The organism is Blautia parvula (assembly GCF_020215665.1).
In the GTDB taxonomy this organism is placed as follows: domain Bacteria; phylum Bacillota; class Clostridia; order Lachnospirales; family Lachnospiraceae; genus Blautia; species Blautia celeris.
This window is the reverse complement of record NZ_CP084061.1, coordinates 5,683,762-5,701,651: the sequence shown is the minus strand read 5'-3', so window position 1 is coordinate 5,701,651 and position 17,890 is coordinate 5,683,762. Positions and strand designations below refer to the sequence as shown.

General features: G+C 47.1%; 13 protein-coding genes and 1 pseudogene. 3 read left to right on the top strand and 11 right to left on the bottom strand.

The features are described from left to right. Nucleotides 1–4: 4 nt before the first annotated feature. Together LC508_RS25920 and LC508_RS25915 are read right to left on the bottom strand one after the other, a co-directional pair. Nucleotides 5–1,846, bottom strand: coding sequence for an ABC transporter ATP-binding protein (locus LC508_RS25920; RefSeq protein ID WP_033143558.1), 1,842 nt, complete (start codon nt 1,844–1,846; stop codon nt 5–7). 1 nt (nt 1,847) lies between these two features. Continuing rightward, a complete protein-coding gene (locus LC508_RS25915; protein ID WP_103732065.1) occupies nt 1,848–3,629 on the bottom strand; it encodes an ABC transporter ATP-binding protein in 1,782 nt (593 codons plus the stop codon). Between the two features lie 134 nt (nt 3,630–3,763). Here LC508_RS25915 and LC508_RS25910 point away from each other — a divergent pair, with 134 nt between their 5' ends. Both LC508_RS25910 and LC508_RS25905 read left to right on the top strand, forming a co-directional pair. Then, the gene (locus tag LC508_RS25910; RefSeq protein ID WP_033143560.1) at nt 3,764–4,348 is read left to right on the top strand and encodes a GNAT family N-acetyltransferase; all 585 of its coding nucleotides are present in this window, start codon (nt 3,764–3,766) and stop codon (nt 4,346–4,348) included. Between the two features lie 49 nt (nt 4,349–4,397). Continuing rightward, nucleotides 4,398–5,264 (top strand): AraC family transcriptional regulator, encoded by an 867-nt coding sequence (locus LC508_RS25905; RefSeq protein WP_033143561.1) that lies wholly within the window; start codon nt 4,398–4,400, stop codon nt 5,262–5,264. 74 nt (nt 5,265–5,338) lie between these two features. Here LC508_RS25905 and LC508_RS25900 read toward each other — a convergent pair whose 3' ends face one another. From LC508_RS25900 to LC508_RS25885, 4 genes and pseudogenes are all read right to left on the bottom strand, one after another. After that, the gene (locus LC508_RS25900; RefSeq protein ID WP_103732064.1) at nt 5,339–6,301 is read right to left on the bottom strand and encodes a DMT family transporter; all 963 of its coding nucleotides are present in this window, start codon (nt 6,299–6,301) and stop codon (nt 5,339–5,341) included. Next, nucleotides 6,298–6,516 carry a hypothetical protein gene (locus LC508_RS25895; protein WP_033143563.1) on the bottom strand — a complete coding sequence of 73 codons (219 nt, stop codon included), beginning with the start codon at nt 6,514–6,516 and terminating at the stop codon, nt 6,298–6,300. The genes LC508_RS25900 and LC508_RS25895 overlap by 4 nt, the downstream gene beginning before the upstream one ends. A gap of 237 nt (nt 6,517–6,753) precedes the next feature. Further along, nucleotides 6,754–9,324, bottom strand: a complete 2,571-nt coding sequence (locus LC508_RS25890; RefSeq protein ID WP_118593823.1) for a hybrid sensor histidine kinase/response regulator — start codon at nt 9,322–9,324, stop codon at nt 6,754–6,756. A 62-nt stretch (nt 9,325–9,386) separates the two neighbouring features. Further along, nucleotides 9,387–10,421: pseudogene (locus LC508_RS25885) on the bottom strand (HD-GYP domain-containing protein); the annotation flags it as partial. 162 nt (nt 10,422–10,583) lie between these two features. Here LC508_RS25885 and LC508_RS25880 point away from each other — a divergent pair. Continuing rightward, complete coding sequence (locus tag LC508_RS25880) at nt 10,584–12,086, top strand: GntR family transcriptional regulator (RefSeq protein ID WP_118593824.1); 1,503 nt, start codon at nt 10,584–10,586, stop codon at nt 12,084–12,086. A 132-nt stretch (nt 12,087–12,218) separates the two neighbouring features. Here the strand turns inward: LC508_RS25880 and LC508_RS25875 are convergent, their stop codons facing one another. Genes LC508_RS25875 through LC508_RS25855 form a run of 5 tightly spaced genes read right to left on the bottom strand, consistent with a single transcriptional unit; the run spans nt 12,219 to nt 17,870 of the window. Next, the gene (locus LC508_RS25875; protein ID WP_033143565.1) at nt 12,219–13,691 is read right to left on the bottom strand and encodes an FGGY-family carbohydrate kinase; all 1,473 of its coding nucleotides are present in this window, start codon (nt 13,689–13,691) and stop codon (nt 12,219–12,221) included. A 1-nt stretch (nt 13,692) separates the two neighbouring features. Then, entirely contained in the window at nt 13,693–14,622 is a 930-nt protein-coding gene (locus LC508_RS25870; RefSeq protein ID WP_033143566.1) for a transketolase family protein, read from the bottom strand. Further along, a complete protein-coding gene (locus LC508_RS25865) occupies nt 14,615–15,445 on the bottom strand; it encodes a transketolase (RefSeq protein ID WP_033143567.1) in 831 nt (276 codons plus the stop codon). Before LC508_RS25865 ends, LC508_RS25870 begins: the two co-directional genes overlap by 8 nt. Then, the gene (locus LC508_RS25860; RefSeq protein ID WP_103732187.1) at nt 15,438–16,847 is read right to left on the bottom strand and encodes an L-fucose/L-arabinose isomerase family protein; all 1,410 of its coding nucleotides are present in this window, start codon (nt 16,845–16,847) and stop codon (nt 15,438–15,440) included. Before LC508_RS25860 ends, LC508_RS25865 begins: the two co-directional genes overlap by 8 nt. Nucleotides 16,848–16,865: 18 nt before the next feature. Next, entirely contained in the window at nt 16,866–17,870 is a 1,005-nt protein-coding gene (locus LC508_RS25855) for a LacI family DNA-binding transcriptional regulator (protein WP_033143569.1), read from the bottom strand. Nucleotides 17,871–17,890: the final 20 nt, after the last annotated feature.

The window sequence follows — 17,890 nt, the reverse complement described above, 5'->3', positions numbered from 1 at the left end:
TCTATCAAATTCCTTTTTCCCCAGCCAAAATCTGCATGGCTGATTCCTCCTCAAACTGCCTGGAGTACAGGTCATAATAATACCCTTTCTGCCTCAGCAGTTCTCTGTGGCTGCCCTCCTCAATGATCTTACCGTCCTTCACCACCAGGATCAGATCCGCCTGGCGGATGGTGGAAAGCCTGTGGGCAATGACAAAGGAAGTGTGGCCCTTCAGAAGCTGGTCTGTGGCCTCCTGTATCAACTGTTCCGTCTGAGTGTCAATGGAGGATGTGGCCTCATCCAGTACAAATATACTTGGGTTTGCCAGGATTGCCCGGGCAAACGATATAAGCTGTTTCTCGCCTGTGGACAGTCTGCCTCCGCTCTCCCCCACATCGCTCTCGTATCCTTTTTCCAGTTTTCCTGCCACAATATCAGCCGAAACCTTCCTGGCTGCCTCCCTGACCTCCTCGTCTGTGGCCTCCAGGCGCCCGTACCGGATATTGTCGTAGAGCGTGCCGGAAAACAGATGGGGGTTCTGCAGCACATAGCCGATCTGGCTGTGGAGCCAGAGCTGAGACCGCTCCCGGTAATCCTTCCCGTCAATGAGGATACGCCCTTTTGTGGGTTCAAAAAACCTGCCAAGCAGATTTACCAGCGTGGATTTTCCTGCCCCTGTTTCCCCCACGATCGCTACATTCATGCCTGCAGGCACATGCAGATTAAAATGTTCCAGCACATATTCTTTTCCGTCCGGATACCGGAAAGATACATCTTCAAAGACAATATCCCCTTCTATTCTCTCCCAGTTCTCTTTCTTTGCGTGGAACATATCCCCGTATTTTTCCTCTACCTCAGGCGTATCCGTCACGTTGGGCTGCTGTTCTAACAGATCCATCACACGCTCAATACTGGCCTGACAGGATATCAGATCTGCCAGAAGACGGGCGAGCTGCTGGATAGGCTCAAAAATAACCACCGCATAGGATATAAATACGGAAAGGGTTCCAAGCTGCATCACCTGGCTCTGCACCATATATCCTCCTCTTGCCAGCACAATAGCCGCGGCAACAGAACTGAAGAATAATATGGTAGGAATATACACCGCGTTTAACATGGCAGATTTGGTCGCCGCCTGGTGCATATTCCTGGTAATGCTGCGGAAATTTTTCTGGTTATCCTCCTCGATCACCATACTTTTGGAAGTCCTTACCCCTGTGATCCCTTCGTTGTACGCGCTGGTGATCTGGGAATTGACCTTCCGCACCCGCCTGTTCCAGTGAAGGATCTTATTCTGGAAATAAACAGTCAGAACCGCAATGCAGGGCACGATCAGCATAATGATCAGCGCCAGTTTCCAGTTGAGCATAAACATGATCACAAACACACTGATCACATAGATAAACGCCCAGAACATATCCACCAGTCCCCAGGCGATCATGCCCGCAATCTTCAGGGTATCACTCATGACCCTGGCATGGATATATCCCACCGGAGTTGTATTATAATAGGAAAAGGACAATGTCTGCAGATGCTCAAACTGCGCCTTTTTCAAGTCCTTCCCCACATTCATCTCAATGGTGGTGGCCGCGTGGACAGAGATATACACGGATACCGTCTGGGTCACGATCATGGCTGTATAGACCAAAGCAAAGATATGCAGTCCCTTTAACGTGTTCAGCGCGATAAAATGGTCAATCGCATAACTTTGAAACAGAGGAACCAGCACATCTATCCCTGCAAGAATCAGGTTCAGGCCAATGGTAATGGCAAAAAATTTCGTATAAGGCTTAAAAAAGGGCAGCATTTTAGCCCATGTTTTAAAGCTGAAGGGTTTGTTATAATCCTGTTCTTCGTATGCCGCCATTTTACACCTCCATCTGCATTCTGTCATCCTGGCTCATCTGAATGTCATAAATCTTTCTGTAAATCCCCTGCTGTCCGATCAGCTCCTGATGCGTTCCCATCTCCTCAATTTTTCCCTGATTAAGCACCATGATCCTGTCAGCGCTCATCAATGTCGTCACCCTGTGGGAGATGAGGATCACCGTGGCATCTCTCCTGTTATCCAGAAGCGCCTTCCTGATCCTGGAGTCTGTCTGGGAGTCAACTGCGGAAAGAGAGTCATCAAATATCATGACAGGCGCCTTCTGCAGGAGCATTCTGGCTATAGCGATCCTCTGCCGCTGGCCTCCAGACAGGGTTACGCCCCGCTCACCGACCAGCGTATCGTATCCGTCCGGAAAATTCATAATGGCGTCATCAATACAGGCAATCCTGGCTGCCTGCCTGATCTCCTCAAAGGAGGCCTCCGGCACAGAAGCCGCTATATTTTCTTTGATCGTCCTGGAATAAAGGAACGGCTCCTGAAGTACCATTCCCACATTCTTTCTTATCCATTCCAAGGGGATTTCCCTGATATTTTTACCGCCCAGAGTGATATTTCCCTGCCCTTCCTCCAGCTCATACAGCCGGTTTAACAACTGCATGATCGTGGATTTTCCGCTTCCGGTTCCACCCAGGATACCCAGTGTACTGCCCTGTGGAACAGAGAATGTCACATCCGACAGCACTTCTTTTCCATCCTTGTAACCATAATTTACGTGGGAAAATACAATATCAAATCTCTGGTCTTCATGCTGGTTTTCATAGGCTTTTCTATCCTGATACTCCTCTTCCTCTGCCCGTATGATATAGTCCACACGCTCAAAGGAAACCCCTGCCTTGCTCATATCAGAGAGGATACGGCCCAGCCCGCGGATAGGCCAGACAAGTGTCGTATTGTAGGAAGCGAATGCAATAAATTCACCTACGGAGATATTGCCATGCACAGCCTCCGCAGCCCCCAGCACGATCACGGCAACCACCTGCAGGCCGGTGATCAGGTCACCGATTCCCCAGTAAAGCCCGGACAGTGTTCCCAGCTTGATCCACAGATCTGCAAATGCATTATTCTTCTCATAAAAGCGTTCCATCTCGAACTTTTCTCTTCCGAAAGCCCTTACCACCCGGACTCCCGTGGCATTCTCCTGCACCACTGTGGAGAGCTCCCCTTCCGCCTCGTCTGCTGTTGTAAAACGGCCGGCGATCAGGCGGTAAAAAATGGTGGAGTACAGTGCAACCACAGGCACAAAGCACAGAACTACCAGGGACAGCTTCACATTCATGGAAAACATCATCCCAAAGGAAACTGTCACCAGGAAAACCGTACGGAACACTTCCAAAAGCTGTGTTACCACAAAGTTACGGATCACCTCCACATCTGAGGTGCAGCGCTGTATGATATCTCCTGTCTGGTGTCTGTCATGCCATTCCATCGGAAGTCTCTGTACATGGGAAAACAGCGCGTCTCTCATGTTCTTCGCAAAATTTTCTCCCGCCTTCGCGGTATACGCACGGCTCAAAAAAAGTGCCGCTCCGGAGAAAAGTGCCACTCCCACCAGCATCAGCGCCATGATCCACAGATGCTTGGACAAATATTTATATTTATCCCCGCCCAGCACAGAGTCCACGGTAAACCGGAAAATCTGTGGTGTCAGGGAATTTAATCCGGTCGTGACCAGCGAGGCCAGCACTGCCACCAGAAAATACTTTTTGGAGCCCTGGAAAAACCGTAATACCAGGTCTGCCTTTCTATGTTTCGTTCTCATAATCCTCCTTTGCCTGTCTCAGTAGTTTTTTTATTATATATAATAATCTGAATTTCTGATATATTCAATATCTATATCATTTTTCCTCCATGCGTGATATAATTGCGTAACAGTTATTAAAGGAGGACATTTGGATGAATACTCCCACAATTGAAACTCAGCGGCTGATTCTCCGAAGATTCACCCAGGATGATGCCCGGGCACTTTATCAAATCCTAAGTGATGAGGAGGTAAATACCTTTCTTCCCATGTTCCCGCTGAAAACCATGGAGGAGGCCAATGCCTATATACAGAAGCAGTACCTGGACACATATCAGGAACCCTTTGGGTACCGGTATGCAGTCTGCTTAAAGACTGATCACATTCCCATCGGTTATGTCCAGGTAAGCAGCAGCGAAAGCCATGATTTCGGCTATGGCCTGCGAAAAGACTTCTGGCATAAGGGCATCATAACAGAAGCCGGCCGGGCGGTAGTGGAAGAACTGAGGAATTCCGGCATGCCTTTCATCACCGCAACCCATGACATAAAAAATCCCAGGAGCGGGGAGGTCATGAAAAAACTGGGAATGATATATCAGTATTCCTACGAGGAACAGTGGCAGCCAAAAAATATCCCTGTTACCTTCCGCATGTATCAGCTTAATTTTGACGGACAAAATGACCGTGTTTATAAAAAATACTGGGAACAGTATCCCGTCCATTTTATAGAGGACCTGTAACGATTCCGTCAGCTAAATTGTCAGAAGCTTTCATACAGGAGAGAAAAATATGTTTATCCAATACAATAATCTGGATATCAACTTCACCATAGGCAGCACCCGGTTCCGCACGCTTAACATCGCTTACGAGCACCTGCACCGCATCATTCCCAGCCACAGCCACGGGGACAACAGCTATGAGATCCACTATGTGGCATCCGGCCGCGGATACATAACAGTAGGGGAAAAGACATACGAGATCACCCCCAACACCCTGTACATGGCCGGCCCCCACGTGGCCCATGCCCAGATTTCCGTACAGGGAGATCCCATGGTGGATTACTGTATTTACCTGAGGCTGCGCCGCACTTCATCCGGAGAGAAAAAAACAGATGACCTGGACCGCCTGTTTACAGAGAAAACCTTCTGGATCGGCCAGGATAACTGTCAGATAAAAAACACACTGGAGCTGCTTTTCCGTGAATTAAAGGAGCAGAAAACCGGGTATACCGTCTACGTGGAAACACTGCTGCGGCAGTTGATCGTACAGATGATACGCAACTACCAGGGCGGAAAAAAAGCCCTCCACCACTTTAAGCCCGCAACACCGGCGGAAGCCCAGGATTTTATCATAGAGGAATCCTTTCTGTACGACTATCCGGTTCTCACACTGGAACAGCTTGCCGAACGGCTGGGACTTGGATGCCGGCAGACAGAACGGCTTATGCAGGACATCTACGGCAAAACATTTCTGCAGAAAAAAGGAGACGCCCGCATGTCGGCTGCCTCTATCCTGCTCACCTATTCAGACCGCAGCATTTCCTCCATCGCGGAAGAACTGGGCTATTCCTCCGTGGAACATTTCTCCGCAGCATTCCGGAAATATTACAATAAAAGCGCCCGCCAGTACCGAAAAGAATCCCGGGACATGACCTGATTCCTCAGCAGTTACAACAGGCACATCTGTACACAGCAAATCCTGCTGCATACAGATGTGCCTGTATCTCCCGGTCAATTGGCCGATGCTTTTACTTCCAGCTTCTCCGCCTTCTGGTAATTCAGCAGGAAAATACCTGCGCATACCAGCAGCAGCGCCGTGACGATCTTCCACCCTTCCGCCTGATTCTGCTCGTGCAGAAAGACCGAGGAGAGGATAACCCCAAACACGGGATTGGTAAATCCGAAAATAGCGATTCTGGACACCGGATGGTGCTTCAGCAAAATCCCCCACACGGAAAATGCCACAGAAGAGATCAGTGCCAGATACACCAGCATAACCACTCCCTGCATGGAAACCGTATGAATGCGCCCTCCAAGGCCAAAACCGCATACCATCATGACCAGACCGCCGATCATAAACTGATATCCGCTTAAAACCACAGGGTCCTCATCCCGTGAATATATTTTCAGCAGACTGGACGCAAAGGCATAGGCAGTGACAGATACCAGCAGGAATCCTTCGCCGTTTATTTTAAGCCCTGCCCCCATGCCGCTGCCGTTTAGATTCACCAGCACGACTCCGGCAAATCCCACGATACAGGCCGCAATCTTCTTCCCTGTCAGTTTCTCCTGGTGAAAGATCAGGCTGGCAACCAGTATGCTTAAAAATGTATTGGATGCCGTTATAATAGAGCCTTTCACCCCCGTGGTATGGGCCAGCCCCAGATAGAAAAACACATACTGCAGGATTGTCTGAAACATGGAGAGCTTCACGATCTTACCCCATGACCTTCTCTTTGGCACCAGCACCTTTCTCTGAAGAATGCTGCCGAATACCATAGCCAGCAGCCCCGCCAGGGCAAAACGCATACCGGCAAATAAAATCTGCGACGCCGGGCTGTCCCCCGGTATCTCAAACAGTTTGTATCCGATTTTTATACTTGGAAACGCGCTTCCCCAGAGTGCATTGCACAGAACGGCAAGCCCGCAGACCACCCAGGCCTTTTCCAGCATTGGTTTTTTACATGTATTCATTTCTCCGTGCTCTCCTCTTCTGATACACGGTAATCCTTCAAAATCACATCCGCGAATTCTTCCTTCACATGAAACTCCTCTATAAGGCTTTCTTTGACCAGCTCTCTGGCTGCTTTTAACTGTCTGCAAGTCTCCAGCATTGCAGGTATTATAGTCTCCAGCCTTTTTTCTTCTTCGAGCTCCCGGCTGTCTTCCTGTTCGTCATGCGCCTGCATAGTTCCTCCTCGCTTTCCTTCATATGTAAAAGACGGTTTCTCCGATACATATCTGCCCGGAAAAATTAACAAGATATATTATTCAGTATAGAGGATATTGCATCATTTGGCAAACAAAATATTATTAACTATTCAGTGACTATATTGTTCCCTCCCCGCCGAATAATTTTCCTGCTCTCCTTCCTCTGCAGTCTCAGTCCAATATTCGTAATCCATTTGTGCTGCCATTCCAATTCTTTATATTAAATATCTCTTTAATAAACGGGTCAATTCTATAATATCGATAGGCTTTGCTATATGGGCATTCATACCGGACTCCATACAATGCTGTATGTCATCAGAAAAGGCATCTGCACTCATAGCAATGATTGGGATAGATAAGGCATCCGGGTGACTTATTCGGCGAATTGCCTTAGCAGCCTCATACCCTGTCATATGCGGCATCCTTATATCCATAAGAATGGCATCGTAATACCCCGCCGGTGATTTTTGAAACTTGTCCAGACATATCTGACCATCTTCTGCCCAATCCAGTTCTGCACCCAAGTCAGACAATAATTCACTTGCAACCTCCCAGTTAAGCTCATTATCCTCGGCAAGCAGGATACGGCATCCGGACAGATCCGTATTTTGGTCCCATTTTGAGCCATGTTCTGTTTCCATTTCCATATACTGACGTAAAGCATGATACAGCGTAGATTTAAATAGTGGTTTTGAAATAAAACCACTAATACCTGCTTCACGGGCCTCAGCCTCAAATTCACTCCAGTCGTATGCAGAAATCAGCAGGATCGGTACTTCATCTCCCAGATTACGCCGGATTTCTTTTGCAGCCTGAACCCCATTTATACCGGGTAGTTTCCAATCTAATAGAATGATTTGATAATCGTCTCTTCTTCGGTGGTGTTGGATTACCAGCTCTACTGCTTTTTCTCCGCTTAATGTCCATTCAGCTTTTATTCCCATGTCTTCCAGTGTGTCCATAACTGTCTTACATAATAATTCATCATCATCAACCACCAGCATATTCCAGGGGGGAAGAGCCATATCCATATCCATATCCATTTCTACTGCATCCGCTTTTTCAAAATCAAACGTGAGATGAAATTCGGTACCTTGATCCGGTTCACTTTTTATATCAATGGTTCCCTTCATTGCATCCACAATGTACTTCGTTATGGCCATTCCCAAACCGGCCCCTTCCGTTTTATGTATTCTGGTTTCATCTGCACGGCTATAGGATTCATATATTTTTTTGAGAAAATCCGGCGACATACCGATTCCGTTATCCCTGACCTTGATATGAATTCGGATATAGTTTTCTGCTTTCGGAGATTTTTCTTCAGAAAGGGATAATTGTATTGAACCGCCTTCCGGAGTATACTTTGTTGCATTTGATAAGAGATTTAACAAAATCTGATTCAAACGGACACCATCGCACCACACATTCTCTGTTAGAATATTCTCAACATGTATGTCAAAGGTTTGATTTTTAGTCTTAACCTGCGGCTGCATAATGTTAACAATTCCTTCAACAACTTCTTTTAATGAAATTTGTTCTGTTGTTAAAGTTAATTTTCCGCTTTCAATTTTAGACATATCCAAAACATCATTGATCAGCCCTAACAGATGTTTACTCGATAATGTAATTTTTCTGAGGCAGTTCTGTACCTGTTTCCGGTCATCTATGTGAGCTGTGGCAATCGTGGTCATGCCTACGATTGCATTCATGGGTGTACGGATATCATGGCTCATATTTGCCAAAAATTCGCTTTTAGCTCTGTTCGCTTCAAGAGCCGCCTGCCGTGCTTTCTCTAATTCATGCACCTGAGAACGGGTTATGGAGAAATACCGAAGAAAAATCAACGTTAAAATAATCAAAACAGAGGCACAGGACAATAATGTCATGAACATACGCTGGCCGCTCAGATTGTTTATGGCATCATCCAGTATACTATAAGGCATTACCGATACTAAATACCACTCAGAATAGGGTAACGATATACCGTATATTTGTCGTTCTTCACCATTTACTTCAAATGTTGTAGCATATTCTTCATGATTTTTTAGTGCAGCACCAAATTCTTTAATTGCATTTTCTACAGATAACTCATTGGGTGCAGCATCAAGCTGCTTTTGCAGCTGTTCAAAGAAATACCACAACTCCGTGTTGGGGTTCTGTATTACAAAACTGCCGTCCGGCCTGATAATATGATAATACATCAGCTGCCCGTCATCCTCCAAGGAAAGAAAATCGGTAATATATTCCAGAGGAATGGCAGCAATCAGACCAGTGCTCTTATGGCCATTGTGCATCGGATAAGCAGCGTCAACGCCAAACAATACCACTTCATTTCCGGCAGAATCAACACCTACAGCGACTCGCTGCTCCCCCTTTAACAATGCTTCTGTAAAAGGTTCCGGATTAAGTGGCTGTATGGATTGTCCATAAAGTGTCTGAAAATCCCCCTCCGCAGAACAAAGCGCCAAATAGTCAAACCCCCTGACCTGCGCCCTGTAAATGAGTTCCTCATATAAATTCTTCCTATCTTTGTTATCTGTTGAGACAACAGAAACAACGCCGCTGACCTGATCAAAACGCAATTTAATCACAGTTTCAAAGTGCCTGGACATTTGTTCATTCATTCCGGACATGTAAATATTTCCAATTTCATAAACAGTCTTTTTACTTTTCCGGCTCATATAGATTCCAAGCAGACTGAAAATAATAATACTAAAGATCAAAAGACCAATGAAACTGCATATCAGAAAACGCGTTGCAGAATTCCTCTTTTTACTGTTTCCCATTGATGCTATTCCTCTCTTTCAGATGATGCCGTGCTGTCCTTATTCTTGTCAAAAAAACTGAACTCACTTTCAAGCAGATCAGCAATTTCTTCCAGACACAGTAAAAGGGCAGGATTAAATGCACCACATTGTCCTTCCAAAATCATTTTCAAAGATTCTTCATGTGAATAAGCTTTCTTATAGCAGCGCTCACTGGTCAAAGCATCGTATACATCAGCCAGAGCAACAACCTGGGCAGCTATTGGTATTTCTTCTCCCTTTAATCCATCCGGATAACCATTGCCATCATACCTTTCGTGGTGCCATCGGCAAATCTCAGAGGCTACTTTGACAAGCGGGGCTTCCTGTTGTTCAATGGGCAGGTCTGACAGCATATCAGCGCCGACCATTGCGTGAGTTTTTATTATTTCAAACTCCTCTGCCGTAAGACGTCCTGGTTTGTTCAATATTGTATCCGGAATTGATATCTTTCCAATATCATGCAGCGCCGAAGCAGTGCTTATTAATGAAATATCTGCTTTGGACAAAAAGTATTGATCTGTACGCTGAACCAACTGCTTCAGCAAATATTTTGTAATAGTATTTACACGCAATATATGTAATCCGCTCTCTCCATTGCGGAATTCCACAATGTGAGACAGGATTGAGATCATCAACTCATTATTTTTTTCCTGTTCCTGTAACTGTTCTGCGATAATTTTCTCAAGACGCTGCTGCCGCGCATAGAGAAACATCGTATTAGAAATTCGGCGCTGGACTATGGTCAGATCAAAAGGACGGCTGATATAGTCAAAAGCCCCCAAATCATAAGCCCGCTTTATATTTGCAGGGGAATCGTCAGCAGAAATCATAATAACAGCCAGGGTGTCGTTCCAGTGATATTTGTTGATGCAGGCTAACACTTCAAGGCCATCCATTTCCGGCATCATAATATCCAGCAGCAGAAGGGAAAAATCTGCTCTTTGCTTTGAAAGAAGAGAAATTGCTTCTGCACCATTTTCAGCCTCAGCTACATCATATTGCTCTTTCAGGATCTCTGCCAAAAGCGCGCGATTCATTTCTGAATCGTCTGCAATTAAGATTTTTTGCTTTTCCATGGTTCCAAATCTCTTTCTTAATAATAATACGTTTTTATTATAACTATTTTGCTTACCTATTAGCAACACCCATTTTGGTCAGGTGTACAAATAGGTTTATGCCTTTTGATACTGACAAAATTGGTTTGTCATGGTATAATCCAGATAGATAGGAGGCAAGTTATGAAACCACAAGAAACAAAATTTACATTTGTTTATAATGAAATCAGGCAGTGTATTTTAGAGGGCCAAATACCGCCCGGAAATTCCCTGCCGTCCTCAAGGATGTACTGCGAGCAATTTCATGTAAGCAGATATACGATCAACCGTGTCTTTGACGCATTACGGGCAGAAGGACTGGTTGATATTCAGCCTCGACTTGCACCAATTGTTGTTTCAAAAAAAGATACTTGTAATTCATCAAATACTGTTTTCGAGATTTTAAAACAAAGGGAAGGTATCTTACAGGTATATCAGACTTTTGCTCTAATACTGCCTTCACTTATGGTTTTTTCTTTGCAAGGGTGTGATGTGGAGATAATGCCCCACTATAAACAGGCTATGAAAGTATTACGTTTGGGATATTCCTCAGGTGGATGGGATGCTCCTTCCAAATTAGTATATGATATACTAAAAATAGGTGGTAATTCCCTATTCAGCGAACTCTATTCTACATTTGGCCTTTATAATAAACTTGCATTTTTTGCAGAAAATTGTCCTTATTTCTCTCAGTACTTTTTACAGAGGACTGCATCTGTAACCAGTGTTATTATAGATACACTAAAGGGCAATGATCCGCTCACAAAGTACAACCGGTTATCCCATATGTATCAAGAACTTACGGATTCTATTGAAAAAACGTTAAATTACCTATTAGATACAACGCCAGAATGTCCTGTGCAAACGGGTTTGAAGTTTTCGTGGAATCCCATGCGTGGTCAGGATTATTATTACTCAAAAATTGTTGATGACATAAATCTGAAAATCGGCCTTGGAGAATACTCTGTCGGAATGTATCTTCCATATGAAAAGCAGCTGGCTGGCCAGTATGATGTCTCTTTATCGACAGTCAGAAGGGCATTGGCAGAACTGGAACAGAGAGGTTTCGTAAAAACGTTAAATGGTAAAGGCACTATAGTTATAGAACCGGATGATACTAAACTTCATCAGCTGGCTCTTAATTCCGGGTATGTTGAAAAGGCATTACGTTACCTTCATGCCTTACAACTTATGGTATTGATTATTCACCCGGCATCATTAGCTGCAGCTCCGCATTTTACTAAAGCAGAACTGGACGAGTTAGCAAACAGATTTACTTCTCCCGGCTCTATTTATTTAACGGATATTTTAGAATTCATAATGAAACATACCACGTTAGAACCTCTATATGTTATATTATCTGAAACCAATCATCTTCTTGAATGGGGGCACCATTTCGCCTATTATCCGTCCAAGAAACATACACTCACACATCTCAATAAGAAAGTCATTCTGGCCTTTCAGCAGTTAAGGGAAGGTAATGCTGTCACTTTTGCAGATGGTATAGCAGATTGTTACCGTTATAATTTGGTTTGTATGAAGAAGCATATGGCAGAGATATATAGGTTTCATAACGTAGCTAATATTCGGGTTCCGGAAAAATACCAGACAGCAGGCAATGGTTTCTTCCGGACGGCAGACAGCTAAATGGGCAAAGGGACACGGTTATGAAACGGTGTCCCTTTGCCCATTTAGCTGTCTGCCGTTATTTGTTTGTTTTGTCAGTTTCCTAACGACATTCGCTTAAACGAAGTACGCCTTGTCTTTCCTCTTCACAATTCACTTTCCGAGTACCATTTCCACAGCCTTTTTCCACCCGGAATATTTCTTATCCACAAGGCTTTTTTCCATCTGCGGTTCAAAAGAAGTCCTCTTCATTTTCGCAAAAAGTTCTTCCTTTTTGTAGATGCCAAGGCCAATACCTGCAGCATACGCGGCCCCGATCCCGGACAGTTCCTCAGCTTCTGGCACCTGTACCGGTATGCCGGCCATATCGCTTTGGAACTGCATGAGATAGGCGTTTTTTGTGGGACCGCCGTCTACCCGCAGTTCCCGGATCGGTATCCCGGCATCCTCCTCCATGGCTTTTAAAATGTCCGTGATCTGGTACGCAATGCAGTCAAGTCCTGCGCGCACCATTTCCGCTTTTCCTGTGGTCCTGGTGATCCCACAGAGAATCCCGGTGGCTGAACTGTCCCAGTAGGGGGCACCAAGGCCGGTAAATGCGGGTACAAAATATGTCCTGTCCTCCGGCGCCGCCTCCCTTGCAAGCCGCTCTGTCTCCGCTGCGGACGCAACCATCTGAAGGTCCCTCTGCATCCAGCTTATCACTGCACCCGTATAATTGATATTGCCTTCCAGCACATAATTTACCTGCCCGTCCATCCCCCAGGCCAGGGAAGAGACTAAACCGTGGCTGCCAAACACCGGTGTTTTTCCCACATTCATCATCACAGAGGAGCCGGTGCCGTAAGTGGCTTTCACCATTCCCTCCTCCAGGCATCCCTGCCCGAAGAGAGCGCCGTGGGAATCTCCCAGCACTCCGTGTATGGAAACCGGTTTATCCAGAAATCCTTCAAAATCCGTCTCCCCATAGTAACCATTGGAGTCCGAAACCCGGGGCAAATTTTCCGCCGGGATTTTAAAGACCCTGCAGATTTCCTCATCCCAGGCAAGTGTCTTGATATTGAAGAGCTGGGTTCTGGATGCGTTGGAATAATCCGTAAGAAAGGATCTGCCGCCTGTGAGCCGGTATACCAGGAAACTGTCCATGGTTCCATAACACAGATCACCTTTTTCGGCTCTTTCCCGGGCGCCCTCCACATTTTCCAGTATCCAGGCAATCTTTGCCGCTGAAAAGTAGGGAGAGAGCTTAAGCCCTGTCCGTTCTCTTATCATACCGGCACTGTCTGTGATCCTGCTGCAGATCTCCTCTCCCCTGGCACACTGCCATACCACGGCGTTATATACCGGTCTGCCGTCCTTTTTCCAGGCAAGGGCAGTCTCCCTCTGGTTGCTGATGCCCGCGCCTGCTATCAGGTTCTTATCGATACCGGCCTTTTCCACCACATTCTTAACCGTCTGAATGGTGTTCCTGTAAATCTCCTCCGGGTCATGCTCCACCCAACCGTTGTTGTCTATGATCTGCCTGTGGGAAAGGTCCGCACGGGCAATCAGGGCTCCCTGTCTGTCAAAAAGCAGTGCTTTTGTCCCCTGCGTGCTCTGGTCAATTCCCAGTATGTATCTCTCCATATCAGACTAACTCCCTGGCTTTTGCCGCGATTCCTTCTGCGTTTAATCCGTAGTAATCAAATACCTCCTTTGAGGTTCCTGTGATGACCGGCGCATCCGGCAGGGACAGGTTCACAACCTTTTTCGGGCATTCGCTTCCCACTGCCTGGCTTACCATACTGCCAAGTCCGCCGAAGGGAGCGTGCTCCTCCGCTGTGATCACAGCCTTCACACCGGATACCATCCGGAGCAGAGTCTCTTTGTCAAAAGGCTTTACACAGTACATATCCAAGACTGCTGCACTGATGCCTTCCTTTTCCAGCAGCTTCGCTGCGTCAAGAGAAGGCTTTACCATCTCTCCGCACGCTACGATCGCCACGTCATTTCCCTCTTTCACCACAGTGGCTTTATCCATTTCAAAAGGACAATTTCCTTCTTCATAGACATCCTCCACCGCGTTTCTCCCCACACGGATATAGGCAGGTTTTTCATCTCCGAGCAGCGCTTCTGTCAGGCACTTCGTCTGATTTTTATCACTTGGTATGTAAACCCTCATGTTCGGAACCGCTGACATGGCAGCGATATCCTGGGCAGAGTGGTGGCTCATGCCCAGGGCACCGTAGCTGATGCCGCCGCTGATGCCAATCAGCTTCACATTGGTATTGGAATAGGCCACATCCACCTTTGCCTGCTCGTAGCTTCTGGTAGATAAAAAGCAGGCAGGGGATACTGCGTAGGCTTTCTTACCACATTTTGCAAGGCCCGCGGAAATACTCACCAGATTCTGTTCCGCAATGCCCACCTCCACAAACTGTTCCGGGTAATTCTCTGCAAAAGGTGTCATGGATGCGGAACCGCGGGAGTCACTGCACAGCACCACAACGTCTTTATCTGTCTTTGCTTTCTCCATCAGTACCTGGCAGATCACCTGCTTATTTGCTATCTTATTCATGAAGAGCAGCCTCCTTCCCTGCGGCGAAATCACTGATAATCTGATTATATTCCTCCTGTGTGGGCACCTTGTGATGCCAGTTTGCCTTATTTTCCATAACAGGGGAACCATACCCTTTTGTGGTATTTGCTATGATGACACTTGGTTTTCCCTTCGTCTGTGACGCCTCTGAAAATGCCTGCAGAAGTTCATCCAAATCGTTTCCCCGCACACTGATCACATGCCATCCGAAGGAGGAAAATCTCTCTGCCAGATCATCATGTCCCATCACATCTTCCGTACAGCCGGAAATCTGCAGCCTGTTTCTGTCCACCACTGCACAGAGGTTATCCAAATGATACTGGTTGGCAGCCATGGCTCCCTCCCAGACAGAACCTTCTGCCAGCTCACCGTCTCCCATAACCGTATATACCCGGTATTCCTTTTTGTTCATCTTTCCTGCCAAAGCCATTCCCACGCATACGGGAAGGCCGTGTCCGAGGGATCCGGAATTCATCTCGATTCCCGGCAGTTTATTGTTTGGATGTCCGATGTAAGAGGAACCGAACTTTGAAAACTTTTCTTTTACCTCTTCCAGATCAAGGAATCCCTTTGCGCACAGCACCGCATAATAAGCCTCCATGGAATGTCCCTTGCTGAGGACAAACCGGTCTCTGTCCGGGTCATCTGCCCGTTTCGGAGAAACATTCATAACACGGAAATACAGAGCGGCCAGGATTTCCATAACACTCATATCACCGCCGATATGGCCTCCCTTTCCGGCAACAATAATATCAACCGTATCCCTGCGCAGATCAAACACTTTCGCTTTCAGATCATCCATCCCATTCACCTCTCAAATATGCCTTAACCTGTTCCTCGACCGGATCATACAGATCCGGTTTTACACCTATATACTTGCAGGCCTCGTAGAGCACGGGCACCACATCCTTGTGGATACCCACACAGTGATGGATGTATGGCCCTTCCACCAGCTTTGCCTCCAGGCGCTTAAGATTCTCCACCTCGACCCAGACATAGGTTCCCTTGGTATACGGTCCTTCCACACCTTTCGCGTGCCCCAGAAGCAGGGAGTATTCCCCGTTGTCTCCGTCAAAACGGCACAGGGTCATATCCCCGTGTTTTGCCTCAGCCTCCACAGCTCCGGGATGGTCAAAGGCCAGGGGATAACCGATGGACGGCTTTTCCTTTGCCACAGAGACAGGCCAGGGGCCGCAGTGCTGCAAAAGCTCACCGTTTTCATTGTCAGGATGACGCACCGTCCAGTCTGCAAAGAAGGTCCTGGCCTCATCCATGCCTGCTGCTTCCATAAGAAGTGCTGTAACGGCGCCGTGTATATCCGTCTCACAGACGACCGGGATTCCCTCCTCATTCAGCAGGGAATTGGCCGCGCAGGGCATAATTCCAATCTCTCCCTGAAGGGCATTCCAGCACTGGATGGCAATGGCATTACAGCCGTATTTTTCTGCCAGATTCTTCATGGCAGCTTTCAGAGCAGCCACGTTTTCCAGCTCGTTTTCCCTGATTTTGACACACATATTGTCATGGCAGTATGCCATGATCTTTGCCACCTCGGTGCCCTCTTCCTTTACCTTTTTCATCTCTTTTGTCAGTTCCGGAATCGGTATGGGTGAAAGCTGGATATTGAATCTTTCCAGCAGTTCTCCCTCGTTACACATGGTACTCCAGAAGTCAAACGGGCGCGGCCCGATCTGCAGGATTCTTGTATTTCTGAACACCTTCACCACATTGCACACAGCCAGGAAATCCCGGATTCCCCGCTCAAACTCCGGGTCTGTAAGCCTGCAGTTTGTCATGTAGGTAAACGGTACCTGAAACCTTCTCAGAACCTTGCCTGTGGCAAAAAGCCCGCACTGGCTGTCACGGAGACGGACGCCGTTCTCATCCGGGCGCTCATCCCTGGGTCCCCATAAAAGCACCGGAACATTCAGTTCCTTGGCCAGCCTTGCGACTTCATACTCTGTGCCGAAATTGCCGTGGGGGAAGAAGAGGCCGTCCACCTTCTCCGCCTTGAATTTTTCCGCGATCTTTATTCTGTCTGCCTCGTTGTACAGAAGTCCTTCCTCATTGATATCCTTAATATCCACAAAGGAAACGTCCAGTTCACCCAGTCTTTCCCTTGTCAAATCCGCATATTTAATAGCATCCGGAGCACTGAAAATGCTCCTTCGTGTTGGGGCGAACCCTAATTTTATCTTATTCAAACTCACACACCCTGCTTTCTAATTTTTAAGTTCAAGGACACTGTCCCGCTCAATAAATTCCGTACAGATCTGAATCTTTGTCTTGGCTGTGCTCCTCTCCTGCATCATTTCCACAATGCGGCGCACTGCCAGCCTTCCCATCTCCTGCTTGGGCACCCTGAGGCTTGTCAGCCTGGGCACTGCGATCTCACAGAAGGGGAGGTCATCAAATCCGATGATCGACACATCCTGCGGCACCCGGTAGCCGGATTCCTGCAGTGCTTTCATGGCTCCCAGAGCCAGATTGTCATTATCCGCAAAAAAGGCGGTGGGCAGCTCCGGTTTTCCTTCCAGATACCGCAGCATGTCCTGGTGGGCGGCCTCCATAGTAACGCCGATGGTCACCGTGTACCTGTTCTCCAGCCTCAGATTGTGCTTATTGAGAGCGATCTGAAATCCGGAAGCCCTGGAGCCGAACGCCTTGATCCGGTAACTGCCCCGCAGATATCCGATTCTGGTATGGCCTTTCTGGATCAGATACTCCCCGGCCATTCTGGCCGCGTCCGCGTTGTTGATAAACACCCCGTCAAACGACATATCGTGATTCCAGTAATCCAGCACCAGAAAAGGTACCTTCATGCCCCTGAACACCGCTGCCTCCTCGTCTGTAAGCTCTGTGCCCAGAAGCACAATGGCGGAAGCCCGGTCCAGGCACAGGTTTTCCACCTGTCTTTTATAATCCTCTGTCTGCCGGTCCAGATAACAGAGCGCCATCTCATAGCCGGCCTCCCTGCATTCCTTTTCAAATCCGTCCACTACCAGGGAAAAGAAGGGATTGTCATCCACGATCAGGCCCTTGTCCTTATAGATGACAAGCTTGATCTTCGTGATCCCCATCTCCCCGATATAGCCCAGTTCCTTGGCTGCACGGAGAATTTCTGACGCGGTGTCCTTATTCACACCTTTTTTATGGTTCAAAGCATTGGATACGGTAGCCGGAGAAAATCCTGTATATTCTGATATGGTCCTTATATTTACTTTCACCGTCTCACCTCCAACGCAAT